Source organism: 'Nostoc azollae' 0708 (assembly GCF_000196515.1).
Lineage (GTDB): Bacteria > Cyanobacteriota > Cyanobacteriia > Cyanobacteriales > Nostocaceae > Trichormus_B > Trichormus_B azollae.
In genome coordinates this window covers 340,460-366,289 of the sequence record NC_014248.1, presented here as the reverse complement: position 1 = coordinate 366,289, position 25,830 = coordinate 340,460, and the positions used below count along the sequence as shown (strand labels likewise).

Below are 25,830 nucleotides of genomic sequence, written 5' to 3'. Positions count from 1 at the left end.
TAATAATTAAAGGAGTCAGGAGGAAGAAGGCAAAAGGCAAGAGGCAAAAGGCAAGAGTTCTTAATTTTTAATTTTTAATTTTCTTCCCCCTACTCCCTACACCCTACACCCTACACCCTATGACTAATATGGTTTGAGAATAGTAACTGCGTAACTTTGCGGTGAAAGATACTTTTGTGCTAATTTTTGCAGTTCCTGAGCATCAAAGGATTGGATTTCCTGGGGATAGGCAACGGCTAATTCAGCTTGGGCAATGGTATGGTAGTAACCATATAGGGATGTTAACTGATTTGGTGTTTCCGTCGCAAAGGCATATTCATTACATAATGACCTACTGGTACGATTCAGTTCTTGCTCGGTAATACCTATAGTTTGTAAATTTTGCAAATGTTCCTGAATTAAAGACTCTACACGCTCCAAATATTCTGGTTCTAACCAGGCAGTTATTGTCAACAAACTCGATTCCCGTTGTAGGGAAAAATTACTACAAATTGCTTGCACCAGTTGTTTTTCTTCCCGTAAATCATACACCAACCGGGAAGTTCGTCCTTGTGCTAATAATACTGATAGGAAATCTAAACCATGACCATCTCGGAGTTGTTCTACACCTGGTGCTATCCAAGCCATCATTAACCGTGCTTGCTCTAGCCTTGGTAAGATCAACTCTCGACGGCAAATACCTGTAATTACTGGTGCTGGTATTTTATCAGATACAGGAGAATCAGAGCGCTCACTAAAATCTGCAAAGCTACTATTTACCAATTCCCAAGCATATTCTTGTCCAATACCACCTACAACCACCACTGTCATATTTTCTGGTTGGTAGTGAGAACGATGAAAACAGCGCATTGCTTCTGGTGATTGCTGCATTAATTCCTGCTCAGTACCCAACACAGAACGTCCATAGGGATGATTTCTATAGACATTTTTCTGTAGAGATTCATATCCTATCCAATCAGGATCATCAGCACAAGCGCGAATTTCTTCTAAAACAACATCCCGTTCCCGGATAAATTCATCTTTGGGAATTGCCGCATTGAGCAAAAGTTCACCTAAATGGGGTAAAGTCTCTGCTAAGTAAGGAGTAGCTGTGGTGAGAGAGTAATGAGCATAATCATGGCTTGTTGCTGCATTACTCACACCACCCATCTTTTCAATGTTATAATCGAACTCCCCAGGCGGTAAGGTATCTGTACCTTTAAAAATCATGTGTTCTAGAAAATGTGCCATTCCGAAGCAAGGTTCTCGTTCTAAGGTTGCTCCAGCACGAACCCAAACATCTGCCACTACTACAGGGGTAGTGGGTATCTCCTGATGAATAAATGTCAAACCATTGTCTAGGTGAAAAACCGAGGCTGGAAACACTGTGTTAGTTGGGTATTTGGTCAATTTTTTGTATCTTAAACTACTACAATTTAACCTAATTTGGCTATCTTAACTCTGAATTTTACTTAATTTAGAATCAATTAAATTATACAGACTTTTATCTTTAAAAGCATTAGGAAGAATAAGGGTGTAAGGAAGAGACTGAAATAACTGATAACTGTTAAGTGATAAAGCTCCCAAGCTGAAACAACCTGGGAGCAAAAATTTTTAAGTTCACCACAACGCCGTTTTACCTAAGTTTATGACCTGGTTCAACCAGGTGGGAGCGGTAGTTTCTCGTTTAAAGTTTCCGGGTACAGGCCCGGTTTACTGCCACAAGAACTGACTTGCTCCCTTTTCTTTAAAGACATAGATCAAAAAACTTGAGGGCAGTCACCAACGTCGCAGTGCAACTAACTCATTATAACTATCAAAAGCAATTTGTGTGTTGCATGATGAAAAAAATTTGGGTATTGGACATTGGGCATTAGTTCAGTTGTTATTCTCCCCATGCACCCTGCACCCTACATCCTAACCAGGATACCATATAGATTCTATGGTCTGGATGATAGACTCTATCATGTCTCGGCTTTGCCGTTCTAGCAAGACGGTGATATGTCCGAGTTTACGTCGGGGACGAGATTCTGTTTTTCCGTACCAGTGCAAATAAGCTTGGGGAATATCTATTAATTTTTGCCGTTGCTTTGAATAATCGCTGTGTGAGTTTTCATACCCTAGCAAGTTGACCATCACTGCACTGGGACAATTTAAGGAGGTATTAGTCAGAGGTAAACCAGTAACGGCTCTTAGATGTTGTTCAAATTGGGAAGTTTCACAAGCGTCTAAGGAAAAATGCCCAGAGTTATGAGTTCGTGGTGCAATTTCATTAATCAGTATTTTACCGTCAGCGGTGATAAATAGCTCAATTCCAAAGATGCCTACTGCTTGTAGACTGTTTAATATTATATGAGCGATGACATTAATTTCTGCTGCTTGTTCGGGTGTAATATCCGCTGGTGCAATTACTCTCCGACAAACTTGTTGTTCTTGTTGGGTTTCTACCACTGGATAAGTGACAATTTCCCCATTCACAGAACGCGCCGCAATTATAGCTAATTCTCTCGTAAAAGGAACAAATTCTTCTACTAAAAGCTGTGTATTACTTTTATTTACTACAGTTGACAAAGTTGCTAAATCATGAATTATAAAAGTTCCCTGTCCATCGTAACCATGTCGTCTGGCTTTAAGAACAATCGGAAAACCTAAATATTCTATTTTCGATTGAATATCTGCTGATTTTCCCAGAGCGAAAAACTGAGGAACACGTAATCCTAAATCCCGTAAATAGCAACGTTGATGATATTTATCTAATAGCGGAGATAAAGCTGCTAACCTGGGACGAAAACAAACACCTTGTGTCTCTAATAAAGATAAAGCATCTAGATTAACAAATTCATTTTCAAAGGTGATGACATCGCATTTTTTAGATAAAAATTCCGTTGCTGCTGCGTCATCAACTGCTGCTAAAACGATAGCTTGAGCGATAGATACAGCGGGATCATTTTTGCTAGGAGTTTGTACTATTAATTCTATTCCTAGTTTTTTGGAAGCATGCACCATCATCCAGGCCAGTTGTCCACCACCAATTATACCAATACGCTTTATCGACATCCTAAGGACTCACGAGTTTCTACACCAGTTTGAGAATTTACACCACTGGCTTTTTTACATAGCTCTTGAATTTGCGATCGATCTAAAATTGCATCACTAAAGTCTGCACCTTCGATATTGACATCAGTAAAGATAGAACGCAACAACAGAGCTTCTAATAAGATAGCATCACTTAAATCAGCCCCGTTCAATTTTACTTCATTAACCATTGCATTGGTTAAATTTGCTCCATGTAAATTAGCTTTTGTCATCACTGAAGCACTAAAAACTGTTCCTCGCAAGTCAGCACCTGCAAAATTGGCCATTTCCAAGTTAGCGTTGGAAAACTCCGCAGCTTGCAGGCTTTGTCCGGAAAAATCCTGTCTTCCTAACTCTGCATTACTAAATGATAGGGGATGAGTCCAGTCTGCTAGTACTGGAGATGCCACCCAGCATATTATTACTGTTAACAGTAATGCTAACCCTTGTCGCGAATACATCATTATATTAACCAATGGTAATGTTTCATGTATTTTACACTACAGGATTATTCTGGATAGAATCTCTATTTTGCTTAATATTCCGTAATAATTTTATGTGTTCATCCACTAAAAACTCTTATTTATTCTATCGCAAGATTGATAAATTCATGATTACTCAATAGTTAGGGATTACTCACTATTATATTTACATTTATTTATATTGCTTATTTCAAGTAAAGTTTATTGTATTTTCTGGCTGGCCATCTTTATTCCCTGTTATCCTTTTGATTAGGGACAGCAATATAAACTGCTGAACTCAATTTGCTGATTATTTCATTCATAATTATGGAATTAGCGTTAAGCTTATAAGCATTTATTACTTTGTCAAGAATCTGCGATAAATCTATATTCATTAGCTACTCAAACTGAAAACTGGAATTGGTATCCTCATGATGAATCATTACTCTATTGAATGGATTGAAGCTTGGTGCATGGAAAACGGCTGGACAGATTTATTTGTAGAACGCCGTGGTAACTATTGGGCATTTCCTCCAGGGGGAGTAATGCCGGAGCCAATTCCGGTTCATGTCTTGAGAGTAATTAAAGAAGAGAATGGATTAACTAATCAGGAACTATTCTGGTCATTGGCCGCTGTATTTATTACCATCTTATCTGTTATTTATACCTTTGCATTCAAGTGTCCGATACCGTTGGTTTTTGCTTTTGCGTTTAATGCAGTAACAGTGGCACAGCTTGAACCAGAAGATGTCTAAATTATTGATTTTGGCAATTTTGGTACTTGGGAAAGACTGCTTTCTTTAAGAGTGAAAAGAGAGCAGTTATTAATCTTATATTATCTATGCTTATGAGCTTCACTGCTCGTTAGAGATATATTTATCATATCTGTGATGGCAGTCAAAAGGCAAGAGCCAAGAGGCAATAGTAAAGAAGTTATGATAAGTGATTACAACAGATTGCAGATCAATGAGGTACAGAGTCTAAATTGAAACCTAGACAACAAGAGAGTTTTACTCCTGACTCCTGACTTCTGCTGTAAATTGTCATTCTGTGAGCGAAGCGTGGCGTAAGCCATACGGAACGGAGTGAAGTCTATCCCTTCGGGACACTGCGTGAACGCGAAGCGTGCGCTGCGCTTCATACCCTGCGGGAAGCAAGCTACAGCATGACAATAAACTTACACATTTGCGATGCTCCTATTTTTATTGAATCTTACTCCTTACCCATTCTCTAAATTCTTTGATTAAACCTAAAGATTTTTTACTACCAGCATTTTTTAGGAAGTTGGAAATTTCTGTTAAAGGTAAATTAGGAAAAGCTAAACTTTCATCAACAACTATATATTTACCATTTTCTAGAATATTGATCGTAAATACCTTACCATCGTATCGCCAAATTTCCGGTACACCCATTTCTCCATAAATCGCAAAGCGTTCCTTTGAACTGCTAGTAATATCTACTTCTACAACTAAATCAGGTAGTGGATCTTGTTGTAAATTAATTCTGGTTTTACCTTGAATTGAATTAACATTTTTGATGTAGAAACATTTATCTGGTTCTGTACCACTTAGTTCTGGTTATTTGAAAGTAGTAGAGCCTAGTGGATCAATATCCAGTTCTCAGTCTTCGGCTAAAGTTGCAACAAATCGACCAGTAATTTCTTTGTAACGTTCATATTCAGGTGAAGGAACCATAATTTCTAGATTACCCCGATAATAAGTTAAGCGTAGACGACCACCTTTACTCAGTTCGTTGAGCAAACTTTCATAGGTATGCCAACTGATACCTGATAAATGGACGATTTCTTCTGGTTGAATCAGTGTTTCGCTGGTCATGGAGAGATACACTGTATGATAGTTTTATCATAAGAATTTAGGAATCAATAGCAAGCCAGGGTATAAATTATATACATCTATATAGCAATCCTAAATGAATCATGAGAAAATACTGTTACTGCATTTGTAAGTTATAAAACTAGAATTTAAAACTATGAATTACCATTGATATACCACTTCAGCTACAAAACACAGATTTATTTTGTATTTATCTTATCTTTAATAAATTAAGTATTTTTCCACCAATGATTCCGGATTACTATATCAACAAGAAAATAGACAGGGAATAAATTCCCTGTCTTATAGCTAAAGTCGGTTTTACCCAACTATTTTCTATCAACAGACAGATAGCTTAACCACTAAATTCAGTTTTATTTTTCTTAATTTTAGTGCGTCTTAACACACTTTAGCTATTAGGCAGAAACTTAAGTTCTGCGAGGTATATAAAGCCAATAGATAAGCCATTTTTAGCATCAAACTTGTTTGAGATAATAATCAAATCTTTCCCGCAGTTGTTCAATGGTTAAATTCTGAGTCGAATATTCTATTAAAGCATGACCAAATGCCCAGGCGTTAGTATCTGGTTTACCAGTATTTTGTAACAACAAAGGCCAAAGAGATAATAAATAAAAATTGCGGTATTTAGAATCGTCTGTATTTAATAGTGGAAATAGTTCATACTGCAATTTACCAATAACGATGGGTAATTCCTCTACAGAAATTTATTCTGCTAGAAGATAAGCGAGGTTAGAATAACCTGTTGATAAATTAGAAATAAATTGTACAATAGGACTTTTGAGAAGTGCGGTAAGTCCTTGGGTTATTACCATTTGAAATGTATAATGGTCAATTATTTTAGCAGTTGTGGTAATGTGGGTTTCTAGGTTACGTAAAAAGCGGGTGAGACGTAATTTTTCGGCCGGATTTATGGCTGATCATAATCAGAAAAATAATTCATCTAAATTCCAAGCACTGCGTCCAGGTTTCACGTCATTTGTGACAATGGTTACAACTAAGGTAGAGTGATTTACTAACACTTGACTTCGATATTCTGTTGCTTCTCAAATGGAGATTTCTTTGGGTTTGTTTCCTGTTTTCCAATTATAAGGAGGTTGCCATTCACGGATAGGACGCAGTTTATCTACTTGGGTGACAATGGTAATGATGGGTAAATCTACAACTTCTGCTTTAATCTCTTCGAGAAAGTCTACATCCATTTGTAAAGCAGGATCTAGTGCGGGAGTAACTAATAACAATAAATCGGCTTTTGTGGCATAATCAATGACTAAATCTCGCGAATTATTGCATTTTACTTGTTCATAAGTGGGAGTATCGCAAAGAGTAAGTGTTTCTCCAGTGTCTGTTGTCCAATGATAATTTTGAATTATATCAGTGCTGGGTAAAACATCAACAACAGCCAGTTCACTTTGAAAACTAGTATTAATTAAACTACTTTTACCTGACCTGTACGTCCGACAAGGAGAATATTAACTGGCTTTTGTTCTACTTTTTCTGGGGGTTCTGCTTGGGTAAGAATATCTCGCAGGGTTTGGGTTTTAGGCTGGGGTAGGGTGGGGGTAGGTAATTCAATGTTAGTTCCTGTATAGAGTGCGCTCGCTTGTTGATATAAGTTTCCCAAAGCTACTTCTCTTAATAGTTGACTAAAATTTATTAGTAATTCTTGAGAAGCACGATTACTAACTCCTTGACTGGCTTTTTTTGCTACCGCAGTAACAGGATTCAAGAACCATTGCACCCAGTTCCAAACGCCCCAAAATTTGCGAGCAGATGGTTCTAATTTACGGTAGGCTTTGTAAGCTTGGTAAGCTTGTCCAACGGTAACTTGATTGAGAACTGGTGATAATTTCTGCATCCATTTATCCATATCATCGACTGTTCCGCGAATCAGTCCATAGACTTGGGGAATGTAAATATTCCGCAGAGGATATTTTACTTCGGGGTTATAAATTTGTGCGCTCGCAACTACTAAATCTTGACATCTTTGCCAAAAAGTTTGTAAATCTTCCCAAACTGGACGATCATTTTGCGAATCAGTCAGAACTTTTTGTAATGCTGCTTCTATTTGGTGGGTTTTGTCTTTTCCAGTTGACACATTTAGATTATTGTCGGTGCTAGATTCCAATTCTTCTTGCACAGGTGCAAGAAGAATTGGAATCTGATTTACACTAGGTTTAGTCCAGCGTACCAGCAACCAACGCCAACCCACAAATATAACTGTAAATACAGCCCAAATCCAACTTAATCCCCAAGCGTGAATTTGTGTTCCTGCGGCTATAAGTAGGAAGGTGATAATTATTGCTATTGGTGAGACTAGGATGATCCATTGCTAGGGTTTTAAACGTACCATAATTTGATACCTGTTCTCTTTGTATTTTGGTATTAGCCTAGCTCAAAAAAAATTGGAGTAACTCCAGAAAGCCCAGAATTACCCCAATCTTATAAAAGTCTTAAAAACCAACTAAAAACTATGCAAAAGCAGCAGTTTTCACATCGTTATTCGCTAGAACCTCTTGCAATTCATCAGCGTCAACTGTTTCTTTATCAATCAGCATTTGCGCGATTTCATCCAAAATGTGGCGGTTGTTCACTAATACTTCCTTAGCGCGTGCGTAAGCTACATCTACTAATTTACGAACTTCTTCATCAATTGCAGCTGCGGTTTCTTCGGAGAAGTCACGCTCAGACATGATATCTCGACCGAGGAACATATTACCTTGTTGACGACCCAAAGCAACTGGACCCAAGCGATCACTCATCCCAAAGCGAGTTATCATTTGTCTAGCAACTCTCGCTACTTGTTGCAAGTCGTTGGAAGCACCGGTGGTAACTTCTTCTTCACCAAAGATTATTTCTTCAGCTAAACGTCCACCCAAAGCTACAGCCATCTGATTTTCTAGATAAGCACGGCTATATAAACCTGTATCCATGCGGTCTTCGCTAGGGGTAAACCAAGTTAAACCACCAGCACGACCACGGGGAATAATGCTAATCTTTTGTACGGGGTCATAGTCAGGCATCAATGCACCAACTAAAGCGTGACCAGCTTCGTGATATGCAACCAAGGTTTTGCGTTTTTCGCTCATTACTCGGTCTTTCTTCTCTGGTCCAGCTAATACACGGTCGATGGCATCATTGATTTCATCCATCGAAATTTCGGTTAAGTTGCGACGTGCTGCTAAAATTGCGGCTTCGTTCAACAGGTTGGATAAATCTGCACCGGTGAAACCAGGGGTACGACGAGCGATTTTATCCAAGTCCACATCTTTGGATAAGGTTTTACCCCGTGCGTGAACTTTAAGAATTTCGCTGCGTCCACCGTAGTCAGGACGGTCTACCACCACTTGACGGTCAAAACGACCGGGACGCAATAAAGCTGCGTCTAGTACGTCAGGACGATTGGTAGCAGCAATGATGATGATGCCGGTGTTACCTTCAAAACCATCCATTTCGGTGAGTAACTGGTTGAGGGTTTGTTCCCGTTCGTCGTTACCACCACCTAAACCAGCACCCCGTTGACGACCTACTGCATCAATTTCATCAATGAAGACGATACAGGGAGCGTTGGTTTTAGCTTGTTCAAATAAGTCCCGGACCCGGGAAGCACCCACACCAACGAACATTTCTACAAACTCAGAACCGGAGATTGAGAAGAAGGGTACACCAGCTTCTCCTGCTACCGCACGTGCGAGGAGGGTTTTACCAGTACCAGGAGGTCCAACTAATAATACACCTTTAGGAATTTTTGCACCAACGGCGGTAAAGCGATCGGCGTTTTTCAAAAAGTCTACTACTTCGTTTAATTCCAGTTTGGCTTGGTCAATACCAGCAACATCACCAAATGTTACTTGGGTTTGGGGTTCCATTTGGACTCTGGCTTTAGATTTACCAAAGTTCATTGCTTGGCTACCGGGTCCACTTTGAGCGCGACGCAATAAAAAAAATAAACCAACTAGAAGTAATACAGGGAAAAATAAACTGCTGAGTGCTTTAAACCAAAATCCTTCATCGGTTTGGGGTAATACCGCAATATCAACACCTTTAGTAGTCAGTGTATTGATTAAGTCTGGATCGTTAACTAAGGTGACGCGCTTTTTATTGGGGTCATATTTAGGCGTAACCATTGCTGTAGAACGGTCTGAACTGAGACTGACCTTTTCTACTCTACCGCTTTCAACTTCTTGAATAAATTGACTGTAACGCCATGTTTCTACTTGTGGGGGTTGGTTGTCAAAAAACGCAGTCCCTAAAGCAATTACAACTATAAATAACAGCGCATATAGCCCTGTATTTCTCCATCTTTTATTCACTGAGGTCTATCCTCCTGTATCTTTTGTGCGTTAGTGTAACTTCTCTAAAATTTAAGAGAGGGCATTATGAGAATTATGTTAACTTATCTTAAGATATACCAAAATGGCATTCCTGTCATGGTAGAAATAATCCTTTAAGTTGTGAATAACAAGGATGGTAAGGATTATATTCTAACGATCCTATCGGCTGTTGTACGGTATGGATCGGAATTATCTCTACGACACTATTAGTGTAGGAGATCGCTTCTAATTTTTTGACTAGTTCTGGTGTCCAGAGTTGCTGCTGGATGGTAGTTTGACGCTTTTCTAGATGGGTGATGATGTGCGATCGCTCAATTCCAGGTAAAATTCCCACTGTTAACGGTGGTGTCCACCAACTCTCTTCTTTCCATCCCCAAAGATTGCCGGTACTGGTTTCTAGCCAATTTCCCTCACAATCTATTAAAATCACTTCTTCGGCTTTTGAAGACTGTACAATATTTCTTGCTAACCAAGCACTCAAGTAATTGCCGGTTTTATGACTGGGGAGAGAGCGGGCAAATTCTCCATTGGTAAGAGTGGCTATTATACCATGTTTTTGCTTTTGGGTCAAGTTTTCTGGTAATAATCTGCCTGTGATCCATTCTCGACCATCGGGGAAAATAGTAATTCTGAGAACGGGAAAATGTTGTAAAAGAATTTCTGCACCTTGACGCACAAAATCCCAATCTGGTTCTGTCCAATCAAAGGTTTGTAAACTAAATTGCAGACGGGAACAATGGGCTTGCCAATTAGTTAAATTATGATCAAGAGAATGATCATAAACTCGTAAGGTTGTAAAAACCGTAGCTCCATAAATCAAACCTGGATCATTAATATCTAATTCCAGCTTTTGTGATTCTATTAATTTGTTACAATACCAATACATAAAGGGGACTGGGAAGAACGTAACCAGTGACAACTGACAACTAGAGTAAGCCACAAACAAAATAAATGCTCCTATCTTGTTATGCTGAGTATAACGGTCGCGAAGCGTGGCGTAAGCCATAGGCAAAAGAAGCATCTCGGAGATTCTTCACTATCTCTTTTAGAGACGCTCCGCGAACCTTCAGAATGACATTGGGCATTTGTTTTTGTGGAGTTCACCTAAAATCTAATCTTTTTCAGGTAAGATGACAGCAGGTACTCCATTAGAGTTAATCACGACTTTACCTCGGAGATTTTCAATTTCTTTAATTGCTCGTTTCCGATTTCTCTCATCTACATTATTTTGTAATACCATTGTCCAAGTCGCAATTCTGGCAAACTTACTATCAGGATTATTTCGAAGAAACTCTGCTGTTTTTTGGGAGATAAAAACTACATTTTTACTTTCTTGATCATCATATTTACTAGCCCATTCTGCTGCTTGCAAAAAAGATTTTCTTGCTGCTTGGGAGTCACCTAAAAATAATAGCTCATCTGTGCCTTTATAACGCCAGATATAATAAGATTTTGCTGGCAAGTTAGGAGACATTGATTTTAAGCCGTTGTCCATAATAGCAATAGTTCTTTCTGGCATACCTGCATATAAAGAAGTGCTGACAAAAAGACCAAGATAAGCTTCTAAAAATTTAGGGTCACGTTTGAGGACAACTTCAAAAAATTCTGGGCTTAAAGTATAACCTATTTTATCTCTGACTTCATTATCACCAAAGTATTGCAAAAAATCTACATATACCCAGTTAGCAATTATATTATCGTAACCAAAAGTGGGTATTTCTTGGAGTAAACCCAGACGAAAACGTTCTTTTTCCTGTTCTCTTTCTAAAGCTTCCACAGACATAGATTCTTTGCTATTTAACAATTTGTGTAGTCTGGGTAATTGACTGAAGCTAATTCCTACAATGCAGAAACAAGCTACCAAAGGGGTAATAATAAATTCACGAGATAAGAACATATTCAAATGTTGAAAATGATATTTTTTACTCTTGTAATAAATGCCAACATTGTTGAGCGATTTCCCAATCTTCTTGAGTGTGTATAACTAATATTCGCACATTAGAATCAAGTGTAGCAATATCTACATCAACTGGCTGCTGTTGATTTTTTTCTGGGTCTATTTTCAGTCCTAAAAATTCCCAAGCCTCACAAGCCGATTGGCGAATTCCTGGGGATTTTTCCCCTACTCCAGCGGTGAATACTAACGCATCCAATCCTCCTAAACTAGCCAGCATAGAACCGATACCAGTCTGCAAACGATGCACGTATATATCATAAGCCAGTTGGGCGCGCTCGCTACCTTGGTTAATGGCTGTCATGATTTCCCGTAAATCGCCAGAGATCCCCGAAATTCCCTTTAATCCAGAAGTTTTATTTAACACATAATCTAACTCTTCAACCGAGTAATCAGATTGACGTAGCAAGTGAATGAGAATCCCTGGATCAATGGAACCAGAACGACTACCCATCATTAAACCATCTAAGGGTGTGAAACCCATTGTTGTATCAACACTTTTAGCATTTTTAATAGCAGCCAAAGAACAACCGTTACCTAAATGGCAGGTTATTAACCGCAATGATGTTAAATCTCGGTTGAGAATTTGCGCTGCACGGTTGGCACAGTATTGGTGACTTATACCATGAAAGCCGTAGCGACGGATACCTTGTTCTACCCATTCATAAGCACCGGGATAGATTGCAGCTGCATCAGGTAAGGTGCTGTGAAAACTAGTATCAAATACTGCTACTTGTGTGATAGTTCCTAGACTTTTCTTAATAGCTTCTATGCCTTCAACAGCGGCTGGATTATGTGCTGGTGCTAGGGGAGAAAGGTGTGTAATCGCCTTTTTGATATCCTCAGTAATTACTACACTATGTCGGTAATATAATCCACCGTGTACCACACGATGTCCCACTACATCAATCTCCGATAATTGACGGATTACTTGAGTCGCACCACGAGTCAGAGTATCCAGCATATAAGCGACCTGCACTGCACGGGAGTCACCATCAATGGATTCTTGTAGGACCGCCCCAGTTGCTGTTTTTACCTCAATTTCTGGCTCATTCCGTTCTTGATTCCAGTCAACTTTTCCCTCCCAAAGAGGTTGCAGAACTTCCTTAGGTAGATTTGCATCAGGAATTTCATATAAACAACTTTTTTGGCTACTTGAACCAGCATTTAGGACTAGTATTTTCATAAAATCATAGAAAATATAACCTGTTTTATGATGTCACGTTATGCTATCAAAATCCCCAAGTTTTTATAGAAATTGGAGATATTGTAGAGGTGAGCATATAGGATTTTACAATTTCAACTTCTCTCCGCGAATAGAATAATCTAACAATTCCATCGGGTGCATTACTGATATATTCTGTCCAGGCAAATATTTCCTAATTTGCAAAGTACAACCAGGATTTGCAGAAGCAATTAAATCAGCACCTGTATTTAATAAATACTGCACTTTTTGTTTACCTAATTCCTCAGCAACTTCCGGTTGCAACATATTATAAACACCAGCACTACCACAACACAAAGCCGCATCTATTGGTTCTCTTAAATTCACACCCGGAATTTTTCTTAACAACTGACGGGGTTGGACACTAATCTTTTGTCCATGCAATAAATGACAGGCATCTTGATTAACTAAAGTTAAATGTTTATCAGCTAATGGTGAAAGTTTAGCAGTTAAACCAACATTGGCTAAAAACTCCTGTGCATCTTTAACTTTAGCTGCAAAAGCTTTAGCTTTCTCTGCATACTCTTGGTCATCGGCTAAAATACGACCATATTCTTTTAAAGTATGACCACAACCAGCAGCATTAATAATTATAAAATCCACATTTGTATCAGCAAAACTATCAATCATTTGTCTTGCTAAAGCTTGCGCTTGTTCCGTTTGTCCTTGGTGTTCAGGAAGTGCAGCACAACAACCTTGAGATTTAGGAATTACCACTTGACAACCATTTGCAGTTAAAACCCTCACCGTTGCTTCATTCACAGGAGAGAAAAACAATCGTTGCACACATCCCAAAATCACCCCAACACGATATCTTTTGTCACCTTTAGCAGGAATTACATCCGGTAAATTATCTTGAAAACATTGGAGAGTAATTTCTGGTAACATAGATTCCATTGCTGCTAACCGGGGAGATATAGCTTTAATTAACCCAGTAGCCTGCAATAATTTAGAAACTCCCAACTTTTGATAAACCAATAAGGGAAAAAGTAAAATTCTTAAAATATCAGGATTAGGAAACAAAGAAAAAATCAATTTTCGCACTAACTTATCAGGTAAACTGCGGTTATAATTCCTTTCCACCTGATGGCGAGTTGCCGAAATTAATTTATCATACTGCACACCAGAAGGGCAAGTTGACACACAAGCAAGACAACCTAAACAAGAATCAAAATGTTCAATAGTTACCGTATTCAGTGCAATTCTACCCTCATTAATTGCATCCATTAAATAGATGCGTCCCCTTGGTGAGTCCATCTCCTTTCCTAACACTCGATAACTAGGACAAGTAGACAAACAAAAACCACAATGCACACAACTATCAATCAACTTCGGATCAGGAGGATGACTTTCATCAAACCCTTTTAGATTCTTAATACTAGCAACATTATTAACACCACCATCTGAAACTTGCATTTCTCTTTCCTCTCTTTACCTCTGTGTTCTCTGGGAGCATTCAGCTATCAGCTATCAGCTATCAGTAGTCAACTTTTTCAGCCTAAAGCCAAAAATACCTATTTGATAATTGACCAATTTCTCAAACATTCTGACTCCTGACTACTAAATTCTTACGTTCTCTGTGCCTCTGTGGTTCGTTATCTTAAATCTTAAATCCCACCCACAAACCGACCAGGACTTAAAATATAATTACCATCAAACTGTTCCTTAATTCCCCGCATAATATGTAAAGCATTACCAGTATACCCCCACACACCCAATCTTTTTTTGATTTCCACTGATGCAGCCAACACACCTAAAAATCCACAATTAGATTGACATAAATTACGCAATGTCAGAACTAAATCTTCATTTTCCAGACTTACTAAACCCAAACCACTGCTCAGGTGAATTAAACCGGTACTTATCTGATTAATAACCTCTATTCCGGTAGTTGGCATTACTCCTATTTTACAAATAATGAGAGAAGATGTAACATTAGAATATATTTGTTCTGGTAATCGTTGCCATAGTTCAACTTCATTTTCGCCTGAATAAATCGCCCCATGTAAACCCAATTGTTCACCAACTGATAAAAGTCGGTTTGACTGTTCCTTCACACTTTCGCTAATACTTTGGAAACGGGTAATCAAACCTACTCCTGTACCTAAACCTAAGCGAAAAACTAATTGATTTGATATCAAATCTGCTTGAGTTGGTGTTAACTCAGAACCTTGGAGAATTGTCACAGCTTGGGATATGGCTTCAACTTTTCCAGTTAACACCACTGTTCCTGACGTTTCTGGTAAGGGATAAACTCGAAAAGTGACTTGGCTGATAATTCCTAATGTACCGTAAGAACCAGTAAACAACTTCATCAAGTCATAGCCAGCAACATTTTTTACTACCCTTCCCCCCCCTTTGGCTATTTGTCCATCAGCACGCACAAAAGTTATACCTAGAAGTTGGTCACGCACACCACCATAACGTTGACGCAGAGAACCTGTATCAGCAGTAGCAACAATGCCACCAATGGTAGCAGAATTAGGAAAAGCCGGGTCGAGAGCTAAAGTTTGCCGAGATCTGGCTAAAATTTCCTGAAGTTCGCCAAATTTTATTCCTGCTTCAACGGTGATAGTTAAATCACCAACAGCGTGTTCTATCAGTTGGTTGATGCGTTCCGTACTGACAACAATATCAATATTCTTACTTAGGCCACCCCAATTGAGTTTACTGGTACTACCACAAGGAAGAACACACCATTTCTTACGGTTAGCAGTGGCTATAACTGCGGCTAATTGTGCTTGGGTGTGGGGATAAACAATACAACTGGGATGGGTTTGAGAGTCTATTGCTTGTTGGATGTGTTGTTGCTGACTGGGTTCAAGTTTTTCCCAAGGTAAGACAGCGTTTTCTGTATTAATAATAGATGCTAGGGTAGATGCGTAGACACTTTGTGTCTTTTCGTTAGACATCGCATTCATTAGTGTATTTTCATATGCTCTTTACTAATGTACTAGTTAATTTGACCAAAATAGCAATGCTATTGAGGTTTCAATAAAGGGTATTAAGAAAGACTGAAAAAACATTTCCACTCTGGGAACCTCTGCGGGTACCTCCGCGTACCTCTGCGTTAAAAAAAAGAACTTAGTTTGATTGAATAAAACTAATCTAAATCAGGTTCAACACCAAGCCCACGGAGTTGTCCAATTAATCTTTCAGTTTTTTGTCTTTCTTGTTCTGCTTTTTGTCTTTGTTGTTCTGTGGGAGTTAAAACCCAATTACCATCTTTATCATACCAACGTAACCAAAGCATATTTACATTTTTATAACTGCCTTGCCACACTCCTAAACCTAATTCTATTTCTGGAATCCAAAAACGTAAATCTGATCAATTTACTTCAGCATAACGAGGGCCAGTTAACTGAAACATTCTAAACTCAGATTTATAATGGTCAAATATAGCCTAATAGGGTACTCTTAAAATTTGCTCGTAAACTTCCCATTTGCCAGGAGGTTTTTCCACATCTCGCAATGTTGAACCTAAATCTTATTTTTGTGTTCCTGGTGAAAGTAATTCAACGACAATATAAGGATTAACGGCTTCTTGCCAAGCTACATAACATAACTTAAACGTAAATCTCTGTTGTTATAAAGATCAGGAACACCCACAACTGCAAACCAATCTGGGCGTTTATCCCAAAGTGGATGACGGGAATCATAATGAAGATTCATATCACTAGCTGTAAATATTTGGCCCCTAGGATAGATAGGGGGTCTGAATGTTTCTGCTAATAATTGTGGTTGGAATAAATGAAATTGATCTGGCAAACCAGCTTCCTCCGGGTCTTGACTAGGAAGAACATACATTGTTGGTAATGTTTCTTTAGCAGAAAGTGGTGGATCTGTTTGATACATTTTTCACTATCCTCTCAATTTACCTTGTTTATTTATCATATTGTAATCAGAGAATGAATAATATTACTACCCGTCTCGTACTCAACAATGGTATTATAAATAATATGCTTCACTAGGAGCAAAACATTCATGCAAGTAAGTAGGTTGGGCGGAAAAATTTATAACTATGTCATGGCGAATGTAGCAAGGCGGAATCAAGCAATCCCAAGGGTTTCAAGTAATTTACATTTTGTTAAATAGTTATGTTCATTTCTGTCTACCTACTTAGTAAAAAACCAAGACTGGTACTGAAACAATAGTAAAGTTCTTATTGTTGCTGCTAATTGGAGAGGACCCATAGCAGTTAAACATCGCGGTTACATCTGCGAAAATAGGCGAAGTTTTCAATCTTCTCGTTATATTGGGTTCTACAAGAATGGTACAATTAAGTATATTTATGAAATTGTGGATGCTCCATATTATAATTCTACGTTAGGTAAGACACCAGTTTTGAGAACTCTGAATGATTCGACAGGGCAGAAAAACCACGTCAGATAATGTATATCAAGCCCTTCCTTAGAGTTGATCCAATAGTTAATGATACTCTCGACAAAAATAGTAAGTCTTGCGCGTTTACACAGGGTCATCGCTATACTACTCTTGCTCTGGTTCAGAAAGCTAATAAAACATCAGAACTAGTTGCGTCACCTGATGAAGATGTGAATGTTTCACCAGAAGAAAATGTTCATACAGAAAAATAATCACTTGTTCCCAGTTTCTAGACTGTGAATAGTATAAGTCCTCAAAAATCCATCAATTTTAGCTCTAATAAACTCGGTAATCCCATATAATGACGATGACTATATATGGAAGTTGGTTTATTTTTCAGGAATTGCTGATAATAAGCAACCTAAAGCCCGATTTAGTCCTTCTGATATTTGGAAAATTTTAGCGACATCAGGATCAAGGATCACAGTAATTCTCTTCTCTGAAGTTGACGCAAAACGATTAGGACATGCTTTGCTATAATCGAAATTATATTCAGGTAATAAATCATCTGATTCAGACGAGTTTTGCTCACCGACGGTTGTTTCGTTGATGCTCTTGTCGTTATTTTTTAGTGTTTAAACGAGAACTGAAAATACGGATTAAATCTTTATTTCTTTCGGTAAAATGTAAGGATTTAGGTCTAAGGTAGAGGGATTAAAGAAGGTGTATGGAAAGCAGAGTGAACCATGGCTTTCATAGGTTGGTCAAGAAACTCAATTAGAGAAAGTGCCTGACGGCGAAAAGTTTGTATAACCGTCAATAAATTGGCAGGATGTTGGAATAGCTCCAGAGAAAGAGAACCACCACAGACTTTTCCTTGTTTCAGTGCTAAACCTAACCTTGGTTCAGCTAAATTATGATCAAGGTCTATTGCCTAAGGAAGGTAAAAGTTTACCAGGTTACCCTAGGGCTTGATCAATGAATGAATGGAAGATTCAACTTTTGGTTGAAACTAGGATGGGTAAGTCAAGAATTCATGAAGGTTTTGGGTTTGTTGGAATAAAGGGTAGTTTTTAAAACCTTCATCTATGAGGTCCATGAATTTTGTGCCAATTTCTTGGTGATTGAAGCCAGGAATCTTGATTAGTGTCTTGAAGTGACGGGGTAGGGTAGATGTGCCTGACATTTCTGTTGAGCTGTGACCGGATAACCGTTATAGGCAGTAAAGTCATCAGAACTGAGTACACCAGAATAACTTGAACCCACAATGGATTCTAATTCGGTAGGACAAGGAGTATCAGGCCCATGAAATAAAGCGAAGTCACTATCACTATTGGCAAAAATCCATAACCATTGTTTCAGCCCTTTGACTACCCAGGGTGTTTCATCCCTAAGGATATAAGGCTGGGTTTGTTTTATCCACTGTTTGAGGCTATGAATACTTTGAGCCACTGTACTGTCTATTCCTTCATTGGTACCTACTAATGTTCCCACTCCAATTTCTATTTGACCCAGTTCCCACAACAACAAGTGTTGTTTTTTATAGGCTCAATGGCCCTAGTTATTGCTCCATCCCAAAAAAGCTTGTCCTGTGATTCCTATATCTTGTCCCGGTACTATCTCTGGTGACCAGTGTGCCCTTTATGTTTCCCCACACACACTGCAAGTCTACGTATATCTTTCATATTCTACTATTTGGATTGGCCTGTCCACCAACTCCCCTAGTTGTTGTGTTTGGATTTTTATTGGTTCGCCAAATAATTCCCCCTGACCTCACCATCCACAGACTTGCCGTGCCACTATCTCAAATCTATTCTATCTACTCCACCAAACACCTTTCTCCTTTTTCCCCTATGCCCTGGTTGTCCTCCTGGTTTCCGTTTTCGTGTCTGGTTTTCTTCTCGTTTCTCTTGTTGTTTGTTCTCAGTTTCTTTGAGGATGTCTCCCAAGGGTGGTTTGGATCATGTTATGGTCTCTAAATCTCTACTGACTTTGAGCTTCTCTATTTCTTTTTCCAGTTCTACTACCCTATTTGTTAGGTTCTCTATACTTTTCCCCTGGTCAATAATGATTTCTACCAGTTGCTGTGTTCCCAACTGCTTCAATATCTCTCTGTTTAGTTTTGGTCCTAGCTTCTTTTTCATGACTGCTATATTCTGCCTCACCTATCAGACTTGTTAATACCCCAGCACCTCAGGGCGAACGCATGTAAATGTAGTACATATATACTAAGGAACGAGAAAGGTAGGGAGGGCTGATGATATAGAGGTTGACCAATGAGGCTCTGATGGTAAAGTCATTGTAAAAGTAGAAGAAGAAAGTCCCAAAAAGTGTGAAGCTCAAGCCCACAATCACGATTACTGACCACGTTGCACAGATGGAAGATCCAAGAGTAGAGGGGAGGAAACGACACAAGTTAATTGACATTCTTACCATTGGAATTTGTGCAGTAATTTGTGGAGCAGATAGTTGGGTGGCAATTGAACTGTATGGCTGCACAAAATATGAGTGGTTAAAAACCTTTTTAGAACTAGGAAATGGGCTCCGGTCCCAGGACACATTTGGAAGGGTATTTGCACAATTGAATCCGCAACAATTTCAAAATTGTTTTTTGAACTGGATGAAATCAGTACATAAGATAAGGGATGGTGAAGTTGTGGCAATTGACGGGAAAACTTTATGTAGTTCTCATGGTAAAAATAGTGACTAGAGTGCAATCCAAATGGTAAGTGCATGGGCAACTACAAATAAATTAGTGTTGGGACAGGTGAAGGTGCATGAGAAATCAAATGAAATTACAGCAGTTCCCGAATTATTAAAGGTTTTAGAATTAGCTGGATGTATTGTCAGGATTGATGCCATCGGGTGTCACAAAGACATAGTAAAGTTAATTACGCAAGAAAATGCAGATTATGTAATTACTTTAAAAAAGAACCAAGGTAATCTGTATGAGTCAGTAGAACAGCTATTTAAGTCAGGGATAAGTACAGGTTTTTAAGAGCTTCAACATAGCACATATAAACCCGAAGAAACAGGGCATGGTCTTCATGAAATCCGCAACTTTGGGTTTCAGCTTGATCCTGATTCAGTTTGGTCAAATCTAAAAAGTGTTGGGATGGTAGAACCTATCGGACAAGTGGATGATAAAACAACAGTAGAGACTCGTTATTTTATTAGTAGTCTTGAGTCAAATGGAGAACAATTGGCTAATTCTGTCCGCAGCCATTGGGCAATAGAAAATTCATTGCATTGGGTATTAGATGTAGCTTTAAAACAAGATGACTGCCGGATTAGGAAAGATAATGCTCCACAAAACTTTGCAGTAATGCGCCAGATAGCAGTCAATCTTTTGGGTAAAGAGAACCCCGTGAAGCGGGGGATAAAAAATAAACAGTTTTTGGCAGCAATGGATAATAACTCTTGAGAAAGAGTTTTAGCTTTAGCCTCAACTAACTTGTCAACAATTTACTTAATATTTTCTTCTACTTATTTTTACAGATAAGTTTACTTATTTATGGATGAATAGTTAGCTCATTTATCCTTAGCTAAGAGTTATTCAATTAGAGATAAGCTAATTCATCGCTTAATAAAAAAGTGATTGATTTTGTTTATATATCCATCAAGCTTTGCACTTATATATATAGATGATTTTAAAATCCTCATTAGTTTTTATTAGGAAATAAGGTGCGTTTCCCCTGCCCACCACCTGAATCCTTACGGTAAAACAAACTAGAAGTAAGCGATTTTGAGTAGAATAACCAATAATAATTTCTCTTTTTTCACCAAATGAACCAGATCATCAAATATCAAAGCGAACGGGTCATGAAATACTGTCTTTGCTTCCTCATTTATGAAAGTTTATTTCTGCTTTGTTATGATCCCATAGCTGCATCAGTTTCTTTCAAATGCTATAAAAATTCACCGACGCATTTCAATAGCATCCTCAATAGTCTTTAAACCTGGTGCAAAAGTTTCCCAATTATCCTTACCAAAATAGGAATGCTTTGCACCTGTAGCCACAATTAACGTATCATGAGTTACAACTTAATTTCCAACCGTCACCTTTTGGGCTGTGGAGTCAATATCATTCACTTCACCCAACAGCACCTTAGTATTTTTACTCTTACTGAGAACAGAACGCAACAGATAAGAAATATCCCCTGGAAACAAAGCACCTGTAGCTACTTGGTACAGAAGAGGATGATTTTTTAATAAAACCTTTTTCCGCTGATGAACTCATGCGGGCTATAAATAGACAAATGGAAAAAATGGCTGTATTTAAAAAATACACCCAGTCAAAATTAAATACCTTAAGTAATAATATTTCTATGTCTATGCCCCAGGAAATGAATTCATCATTAAATAGGTGTTGCACAAATGTTGATGCAAGGTCATAACTTTCTCAATAATATAGAAGCAATGGAAATGGCTGAATATATTTACAATACAGCTTTGAGATTAAATAGATTAGTCCAGAATTGCCTATATTATACAGAATTAGAATTAACAGCTACACACCCCGATAAAATTAGAGAAACTAAAGGCTGTACCAAAGATATCATTAATCAAGTAGCTTATAGATTGAGAACACCTGTCTGTATCTATATCTGCGGTTAATTAGCAAAATTCTCACCATCACCAATAATTTATCAACAACTTTATTCCCCGTCCCCAATTTACGGTAAAATTATAAATCTGCCAATTTCATAACAAACTTTGCGGACAGGAGATGCTTCTATGGCACGTATGTACTATGATGAAGATGCTAATTTAGACCTTTTAACAGGAAAAACCGTTGCTATTATCGGTTATGGTTCTCAAGGTCATGCCCACGCGCTGAATTTAAAAGACAGTGGTGTTAACGTTATTGTGGGATTATATTCTGGTAGCAAATCCACAGCCAAAGCTGAAGCTGCTGGTTTGAGAGTAAGAAGTGTATCTGATGCTGCGAAAGCTGCTGATTTAATTATGATTTTGTTACCTGATGAGGTACAAAGAACCATTTACAAAAATGAAATTGAACCAAATCTAGAAGCAGGTAACATTTTAGCCTTTGCACATGGTTTTAACATTCACTTTGGGCAAGTTGTCCCTCCTGCGGATGTTGATGTGATCATGGTAGCACCTAAGGGACCTGGGCATTTAGTCCGTCGTACTTACGAACAAGGACAAGGTGTACCTGCGTTATTTGCGATATATCAAGATGCTACTGGAAAAGCACGCGAGCGCGCAATGGCTTATGCTAAAGGTATCGGTGGTACTCGTGCAGGAGTCTTAGAAACCACCTTCCGGGAAGAAACTGAAACCGACTTATTTGGAGAACAAGCAGTATTGTGTGGTGGTTTGAGTGCCTTAATCAAAGCAGGTTTTGAAACCTTAATTGAAGCAGGATATCAACCAGAACTAGCTTATTTTGAATGTCTGCACGAAGTTAAACTCATCGTTGACTTAGTAGTTGAAGGTGGTTTAGCAACCATGCGCGATAGCATTTCCAACACTGCGGAATATGGTGATTATACACGGGGTCCTCGTGTTGTTACAGGCCAAACCAAAGTAGAAATGAAGAAAATCCTCAGCGAAATTCAATCTGGACAATTTGCGCGGGAATTCGTATTAGAAAACCAAGCTGGTAAACCAGGTTTTACCGCTATGCGTCGTCAAGAAGCAGAACATCCTATTGAAGAAGTAGGTAAAGATTTACGTGCTATGTTTAGCTGGTTGAAGAAAGCGTAATTTTTGGTAATTGGTAATTGGTAATTGGTAATGGATAATTACCAGGTTTTAAGCATTACCTGTTACCAAATTACACTAAATTGGTAACTATAGCTTTTTCTAGTTTACTAAGCTACAGATTTATCTGCTTTTATCCGTGTTCATCCTCTTCTATCTGCGGTTAATTTTTATTCCTGTACCTGACTAGAATGGTAATCGCTATATGTAACTAAATTTTATTTATTGTTTTTAATCAAAGTATTGACAGTAGAAGCCGTTTGTTCAGGTTTTCCAGACGTAGGGAAAACTAAAATACTCTTAACTTCTGGGTTATATAATAATGCTCGTAAGCGGTGAACTTGTGGTTCACTAATAGCAATACCATTATTATGTTTGACATAATAGAATGTCCTACACTCACCAAAAACTTATCAATCTACAGAATTTCTGTTCCTTGAGCTACCTCAAAGACAAGATGATCAAATTCTGGCAGATTTAGGATAGAAGAGATACAGAGGGTCAGACAAATGACCAACACTACCCTCAAATTCTCAACTGCTTGTGGACACCAAGTGTTAGCAGCAGCAGGTAAAAAATATCTACGTCCCGATGGAGGCATAGCTACGGAAAAATTATGCCAATGGGCGAATTTTCAACCAAGTGATAGAGTTTTAGAATTAGCTTCTAGCTTTGGTTATAGTGCCATTTCTCTAGTTCAACACTACCATGTAAAGGTAGTAGGAATAGAAAAAAATCCCGAAAGTGTAGCTATTGCGCATGTTAATATCCGCGCTGATGGCTTAGAAAATGAAATTCAAATTAGTGAAGGCGATATTTTACACCTGGATAAAATACCAGGCATATTTGATTACTTTTTAGCAGAAGCAATTCTGATAATGCAATCTCCACAAGGGAAAGCCAAGGTATTAACAGAAATTCACAACCGAGTGAAACCGGGAGGTAAATTTCTCTCCCATGAATTATTAGCTAATGACAAAGAAACAGAAATTAGTGCAGATTTAGCTAAGGTAATTAAAGTGAATTCTACGCCTCTTTCAGCAATTCATTGGATTCAGGCTTTTACACAAGCAGGATTACAAGTACAGAAATATGAAACTGCTGCTATGAGTTTACTGAATTGCTGGCGAATGTTGTAAGATGAAGGAATTATCAACACCATGTAGATTTTGTATAATATCTTGACAAAACCACCTATGCGACAACGGGTTTTAGAAATGCGTCAAGTTTTCCAAAAATATCAGCAAGAACTAGGCTATATTCTTCTCTCTGCTGTTATTGAATAATGTCTTGACACTTTGGAAATTTCACTCTTACATTGTTATTGATTCTACTGTTACCAAACTACGAGAACAAATTTAATATCTCCGGTCGGGAGTTTTAAGCCAAGTGCTGGCAAAAGATACAGCTTGTCAATATACCCTCTTTTCTTTAGCAGCAAACACAGAAATATCTGAGGATACCTCTACCCTTACTACTACTGTAAATGTCTGAAAAGGTAGAGGTTTGCTAACTTTATCAGGGGAAGAAATTGAACTATAACCTGGAGTTTTTAATTTTTTGCTTCCTAATGCCCCTCATGCTTTACAGGCTGAATCTAATCTATCATTCCTGATCACACTTTCTGAAAAATCCACAGATGTTAATTAATTATTTTTTGGAGATTGGCAAAATGTCATCACTAATTTCTACCTTTAGTCACCATTTAGATTTCTCTCAACCAGAAATAGAAGCAATACTTTCCACACCTTTAAATGAGGTGCTTAATTCACCAGCCTTAAAACAAGAACTAGACAGTTTAGACATTAACTTACTGCGAGAAACTTTACCAACGGCAGGTGCAGTTTTAGCCACACATTTACCACCTTTCTATAATTGGCTAAAAAATGAATTAGGAGTTAAGCGTGTTCCTGACAGTCCAGATCATACAACAAAATGGGTAATTGGTTTTCTCAATAATCAAGAAAGTATAAATCATCTAGTTGAGTTACATCGTCCAGTTCCACACGCAGCTTTAGAAATGGCTGTTCCTCGTTTGGTAGGTTTATTTGATGGTGTAGAAGATATTAAAGTTTGTCAGGAATGGAAAAAGGCCGTTGCTGCACTTTGTTTAGTGTTAGTTGTTGATGCCCGTGAACAAGAAAAACTTGCCAAGATAGGTTAATTATTTGGGTGGGCATTGCCCACCCAAATAATTAAAGAAGTATATATGTAATTTATTCTATCTAGGTACTTATGCGACCTGACATTAAATTTGTATAAGCTACCTAGGAACTGCTATAAAATTTATGCTCAATGACAAGGCTGTCAGTTGAACGTCTTTGCTATAGAAAATTATACTGAGGACTAAAATTATGATACTCATTCACAAACCTCTATATTAACAACTATGTTCAATTATGTCTGACATATAAACAATTAAATTAATAAAGAATGAATTCTAGCATTATATTGTCCAACATCTTAAACCCGCCAGTATTATTCTTTTTTTTAGGAATGCTGGCAATTTTCCTGCAATCTGATTTAGAAGTTCCTGAAGCATTACCTAAATTATTTTCTCTTTACGTATTACTAGCAATTGGGTTTAAGGGTGGATATGAAATCGAAGAAAGTGGAATTAATCCTGAAATAGCCCTTACTCTTTTAGCCGCTATATTCATGGCGACAATTGTACCTATTCATTTTTTATCCTGAAATGGAAATTGGATACTTATAATGCAGCGGCTATTGCTGCAACTTATGGTTCCATCAGTGCGGTTACTTTTATTACTGCCTAATTATTTCTCAGAATTCTCAATATTTCTAGTGGTGGAGACATGGTAGCAGCTTTGTCACTGATGGAATCTCCAGCAATTGTTGTGGCTATTGTTTTAGTGAGAGTCTTTGCTAACGGGACTTA

General features: G+C 38.1%; 19 protein-coding genes, 1 other RNA gene and 6 pseudogenes. 8 read left to right on the top strand and 18 right to left on the bottom strand.

Translation table 11 applies throughout. The annotated features are described in order from the left end of the window. Positions 1 to 123 precede the first annotated feature (123 nt). From AAZO_RS01710 to AAZO_RS01700, 4 genes are all read right to left on the bottom strand, one after another. Positions 124 to 1,365, bottom strand: coding sequence for a M16 family metallopeptidase (locus tag AAZO_RS01710; RefSeq protein ID WP_013189955.1), 1,242 nt, complete (start codon positions 1,363 to 1,365; stop codon positions 124 to 126). A gap of 230 nt (positions 1,366 to 1,595) precedes the next feature. Continuing rightward, positions 1,596 to 1,779, bottom strand: a non-coding RNA gene (gene ssrS, locus AAZO_RS28285) — 6S RNA. A gap of 117 nt (positions 1,780 to 1,896) precedes the next feature. After that, complete coding sequence (locus tag AAZO_RS01705; RefSeq protein ID WP_013189954.1) at positions 1,897 to 3,036, bottom strand: 5-(carboxyamino)imidazole ribonucleotide synthase; 1,140 nt, start codon at positions 3,034 to 3,036, stop codon at positions 1,897 to 1,899. After that, on the bottom strand, positions 3,027 to 3,515 hold the full coding sequence (locus tag AAZO_RS01700; protein WP_041639209.1) for a pentapeptide repeat-containing protein: 489 nt from the start codon (positions 3,513 to 3,515) through the stop codon (positions 3,027 to 3,029). The genes AAZO_RS01705 and AAZO_RS01700 overlap by 10 nt, the downstream gene beginning before the upstream one ends. Positions 3,516 to 3,946: 431 nt before the next feature. Here AAZO_RS01700 and AAZO_RS01695 point away from each other — a divergent pair, with 431 nt between their 5' ends. After that, on the top strand, positions 3,947 to 4,270 hold the full coding sequence (locus AAZO_RS01695) for a slr1957 family protein (RefSeq protein ID WP_013189951.1): 324 nt from the start codon (positions 3,947 to 3,949) through the stop codon (positions 4,268 to 4,270). Positions 4,271 to 4,717: 447 nt separating this feature from the next. On the opposite strand, the pseudogene AAZO_RS36320 reads toward AAZO_RS01695, so the two are convergent. The 10 genes and pseudogenes from AAZO_RS36320 to AAZO_RS01650 form a co-directional block, all read right to left on the bottom strand. After that, positions 4,718 to 5,074: pseudogene (locus AAZO_RS36320) on the bottom strand (Uma2 family endonuclease); the annotation flags it as partial. A 60-nt stretch (positions 5,075 to 5,134) separates the two neighbouring features. Next, positions 5,135 to 5,350 carry a hypothetical protein gene (locus AAZO_RS36315; protein ID WP_228371434.1) on the bottom strand — a complete coding sequence of 72 codons (216 nt, stop codon included), beginning with the start codon at positions 5,348 to 5,350 and terminating at the stop codon, positions 5,135 to 5,137. A 473-nt stretch (positions 5,351 to 5,823) separates the two neighbouring features. Beyond that, a pseudogene (locus AAZO_RS01685) lies at positions 5,824 to 7,691 on the bottom strand (GTPase family protein). Between the two features lie 145 nt (positions 7,692 to 7,836). After that, a complete protein-coding gene (gene ftsH3 / locus AAZO_RS01680) occupies positions 7,837 to 9,678 on the bottom strand; it encodes an ATP-dependent zinc metalloprotease FtsH3 (RefSeq protein WP_013189950.1) in 1,842 nt (613 codons plus the stop codon). Between the two features lie 115 nt (positions 9,679 to 9,793). Continuing rightward, entirely contained in the window at positions 9,794 to 10,585 is a 792-nt protein-coding gene (locus AAZO_RS01675; RefSeq protein ID WP_041639204.1) for an aminotransferase class IV, read from the bottom strand. Between the two features lie 225 nt (positions 10,586 to 10,810). Continuing rightward, the gene (locus AAZO_RS01670; RefSeq protein ID WP_013189948.1) at positions 10,811 to 11,596 is read right to left on the bottom strand and encodes a hypothetical protein; all 786 of its coding nucleotides are present in this window, start codon (positions 11,594 to 11,596) and stop codon (positions 10,811 to 10,813) included. Positions 11,597 to 11,621: 25 nt separating this feature from the next. Beyond that, positions 11,622 to 12,839, bottom strand: a complete 1,218-nt coding sequence (locus AAZO_RS01665) for an acetate kinase (protein WP_013189947.1) — start codon at positions 12,837 to 12,839, stop codon at positions 11,622 to 11,624. Between the two features lie 105 nt (positions 12,840 to 12,944). Continuing rightward, positions 12,945 to 14,294, bottom strand: coding sequence for a (Fe-S)-binding protein (locus tag AAZO_RS01660; protein ID WP_013189946.1), 1,350 nt, complete (start codon positions 14,292 to 14,294; stop codon positions 12,945 to 12,947). 191 nt (positions 14,295 to 14,485) lie between these two features. After that, positions 14,486 to 15,799 (bottom strand): FAD-binding oxidoreductase, encoded by a 1,314-nt coding sequence (locus AAZO_RS01655; RefSeq protein ID WP_013189945.1) that lies wholly within the window; start codon positions 15,797 to 15,799, stop codon positions 14,486 to 14,488. Positions 15,800 to 15,981: 182 nt separating this feature from the next. Further along, positions 15,982 to 16,733, bottom strand: a pseudogene (locus AAZO_RS01650) (Uma2 family endonuclease). Positions 16,734 to 17,269: 536 nt separating this feature from the next. Here AAZO_RS01650 and AAZO_RS01645 point away from each other — a divergent pair. Beyond that, positions 17,270 to 17,473: a hypothetical protein gene (locus tag AAZO_RS01645; protein ID WP_013189943.1), complete on the top strand. Its 204-nt coding sequence runs from the start codon at positions 17,270 to 17,272 to the stop codon at positions 17,471 to 17,473. 871 nt (positions 17,474 to 18,344) lie between these two features. Here AAZO_RS01645 and AAZO_RS01635 read toward each other — a convergent pair. The 3 genes from AAZO_RS01635 to AAZO_RS01630 all read right to left on the bottom strand — a co-directional run bounded on the left by AAZO_RS01635 (position 18,345) and on the right by AAZO_RS01630 (position 19,345). Further along, positions 18,345 to 18,731 (bottom strand): IS66 family transposase, encoded by a 387-nt coding sequence (locus tag AAZO_RS01635; protein WP_049790510.1) that lies wholly within the window; start codon positions 18,729 to 18,731, stop codon positions 18,345 to 18,347. A gap of 269 nt (positions 18,732 to 19,000) precedes the next feature. Beyond that, entirely contained in the window at positions 19,001 to 19,150 is a 150-nt protein-coding gene (locus AAZO_RS34750) for a hypothetical protein (protein ID WP_187289579.1), read from the bottom strand. A 12-nt stretch (positions 19,151 to 19,162) separates the two neighbouring features. Then, positions 19,163 to 19,345 (bottom strand): hypothetical protein, encoded by a 183-nt coding sequence (locus AAZO_RS01630; protein ID WP_144031225.1) that lies wholly within the window; start codon positions 19,343 to 19,345, stop codon positions 19,163 to 19,165. 188 nt (positions 19,346 to 19,533) lie between these two features. Between AAZO_RS01630 and AAZO_RS01625 the strand changes: the two are divergent. Next, positions 19,534 to 20,625: pseudogene (locus AAZO_RS01625) on the top strand (ISAs1 family transposase). Between the two features lie 497 nt (positions 20,626 to 21,122). Here the strand turns inward: AAZO_RS01625 and AAZO_RS28280 are convergent. Then, positions 21,123 to 21,401: pseudogene (locus tag AAZO_RS28280) on the bottom strand (NAD(P)/FAD-dependent oxidoreductase); the annotation flags it as partial. Between the two features lie 177 nt (positions 21,402 to 21,578). Here AAZO_RS28280 and AAZO_RS01620 point away from each other — a divergent pair. The 5 genes and pseudogenes from AAZO_RS01620 to AAZO_RS01600 form a co-directional block, all read left to right on the top strand. After that, positions 21,579 to 21,818, top strand: a complete 240-nt coding sequence (locus AAZO_RS01620) for a histidine kinase (RefSeq protein WP_041639194.1) — start codon at positions 21,579 to 21,581, stop codon at positions 21,816 to 21,818. A gap of 120 nt (positions 21,819 to 21,938) precedes the next feature. Then, positions 21,939 to 22,934: a ketol-acid reductoisomerase gene (gene ilvC, locus AAZO_RS01615; RefSeq protein ID WP_013189941.1), complete on the top strand. Its 996-nt coding sequence runs from the start codon at positions 21,939 to 21,941 to the stop codon at positions 22,932 to 22,934. Positions 22,935 to 23,440: 506 nt separating this feature from the next. Then, positions 23,441 to 24,070 carry an SAM-dependent methyltransferase gene (locus tag AAZO_RS01610; protein ID WP_228371433.1) on the top strand — a complete coding sequence of 210 codons (630 nt, stop codon included), beginning with the start codon at positions 23,441 to 23,443 and terminating at the stop codon, positions 24,068 to 24,070. A 533-nt stretch (positions 24,071 to 24,603) separates the two neighbouring features. After that, complete coding sequence (locus tag AAZO_RS01605; RefSeq protein ID WP_013189940.1) at positions 24,604 to 25,095, top strand: hypothetical protein; 492 nt, start codon at positions 24,604 to 24,606, stop codon at positions 25,093 to 25,095. A gap of 269 nt (positions 25,096 to 25,364) precedes the next feature. Next, positions 25,365 to 25,816: pseudogene (locus tag AAZO_RS01600) on the top strand (sodium-dependent bicarbonate transport family permease); the annotation flags it as partial. Between the last annotated feature and the right edge of the window lie 14 nt (positions 25,817 to 25,830).

Bases quoted from the DNA above. Each gene is read 5' to 3' on its own strand.
- AAZO_RS01605 (WP_013189940.1), top strand. From the start codon at position 24,604: ATGTCATCACTAATTTCTACCTTTAGTCACCATTTAGATTTCTCTCAA.
- AAZO_RS01695 (WP_013189951.1), top strand. From the start codon at position 3,947: ATGATGAATCATTACTCTATTGAATGGATTGAAGCTTGGTGCATGGAA.
- AAZO_RS01660 (WP_013189946.1), bottom strand. From the start codon at position 14,294: ATGCAAGTTTCAGATGGTGGTGTTAATAATGTTGCTAGTATTAAGAAT.
- AAZO_RS01620 (WP_041639194.1), top strand. From the start codon at position 21,579: ATGTTGATGCAAGGTCATAACTTTCTCAATAATATAGAAGCAATGGAA.
- AAZO_RS01700 (WP_041639209.1), bottom strand. From the start codon at position 3,515: ATGTATTCGCGACAAGGGTTAGCATTACTGTTAACAGTAATAATATGC.
- AAZO_RS01655 (WP_013189945.1), bottom strand. From the start codon at position 15,799: ATGAATGCGATGTCTAACGAAAAGACACAAAGTGTCTACGCATCTACC.
- AAZO_RS01665 (WP_013189947.1), bottom strand. From the start codon at position 12,839: ATGAAAATACTAGTCCTAAATGCTGGTTCAAGTAGCCAAAAAAGTTGT.
- AAZO_RS01610 (WP_228371433.1), top strand. From the start codon at position 23,441: ATGACCAACACTACCCTCAAATTCTCAACTGCTTGTGGACACCAAGTG.
- AAZO_RS01670 (WP_013189948.1), bottom strand. From the start codon at position 11,596: ATGTTCTTATCTCGTGAATTTATTATTACCCCTTTGGTAGCTTGTTTC.
- AAZO_RS01705 (WP_013189954.1), bottom strand. From the start codon at position 3,036: ATGTCGATAAAGCGTATTGGTATAATTGGTGGTGGACAACTGGCCTGG.
- AAZO_RS01645 (WP_013189943.1), top strand. From the start codon at position 17,270: ATGTATATCAAGCCCTTCCTTAGAGTTGATCCAATAGTTAATGATACT.
- AAZO_RS36315 (WP_228371434.1), bottom strand. From the start codon at position 5,350: ATGACCAGCGAAACACTGATTCAACCAGAAGAAATCGTCCATTTATCA.
- AAZO_RS01630 (WP_144031225.1), bottom strand. From the start codon at position 19,345: ATGAAAAAGAAGCTAGGACCAAAACTAAACAGAGAGATATTGAAGCAG.
- AAZO_RS01675 (WP_041639204.1), bottom strand. From the start codon at position 10,585: ATGTATTGGTATTGTAACAAATTAATAGAATCACAAAAGCTGGAATTA.
- ilvC (WP_013189941.1), top strand. From the start codon at position 21,939: ATGGCACGTATGTACTATGATGAAGATGCTAATTTAGACCTTTTAACA.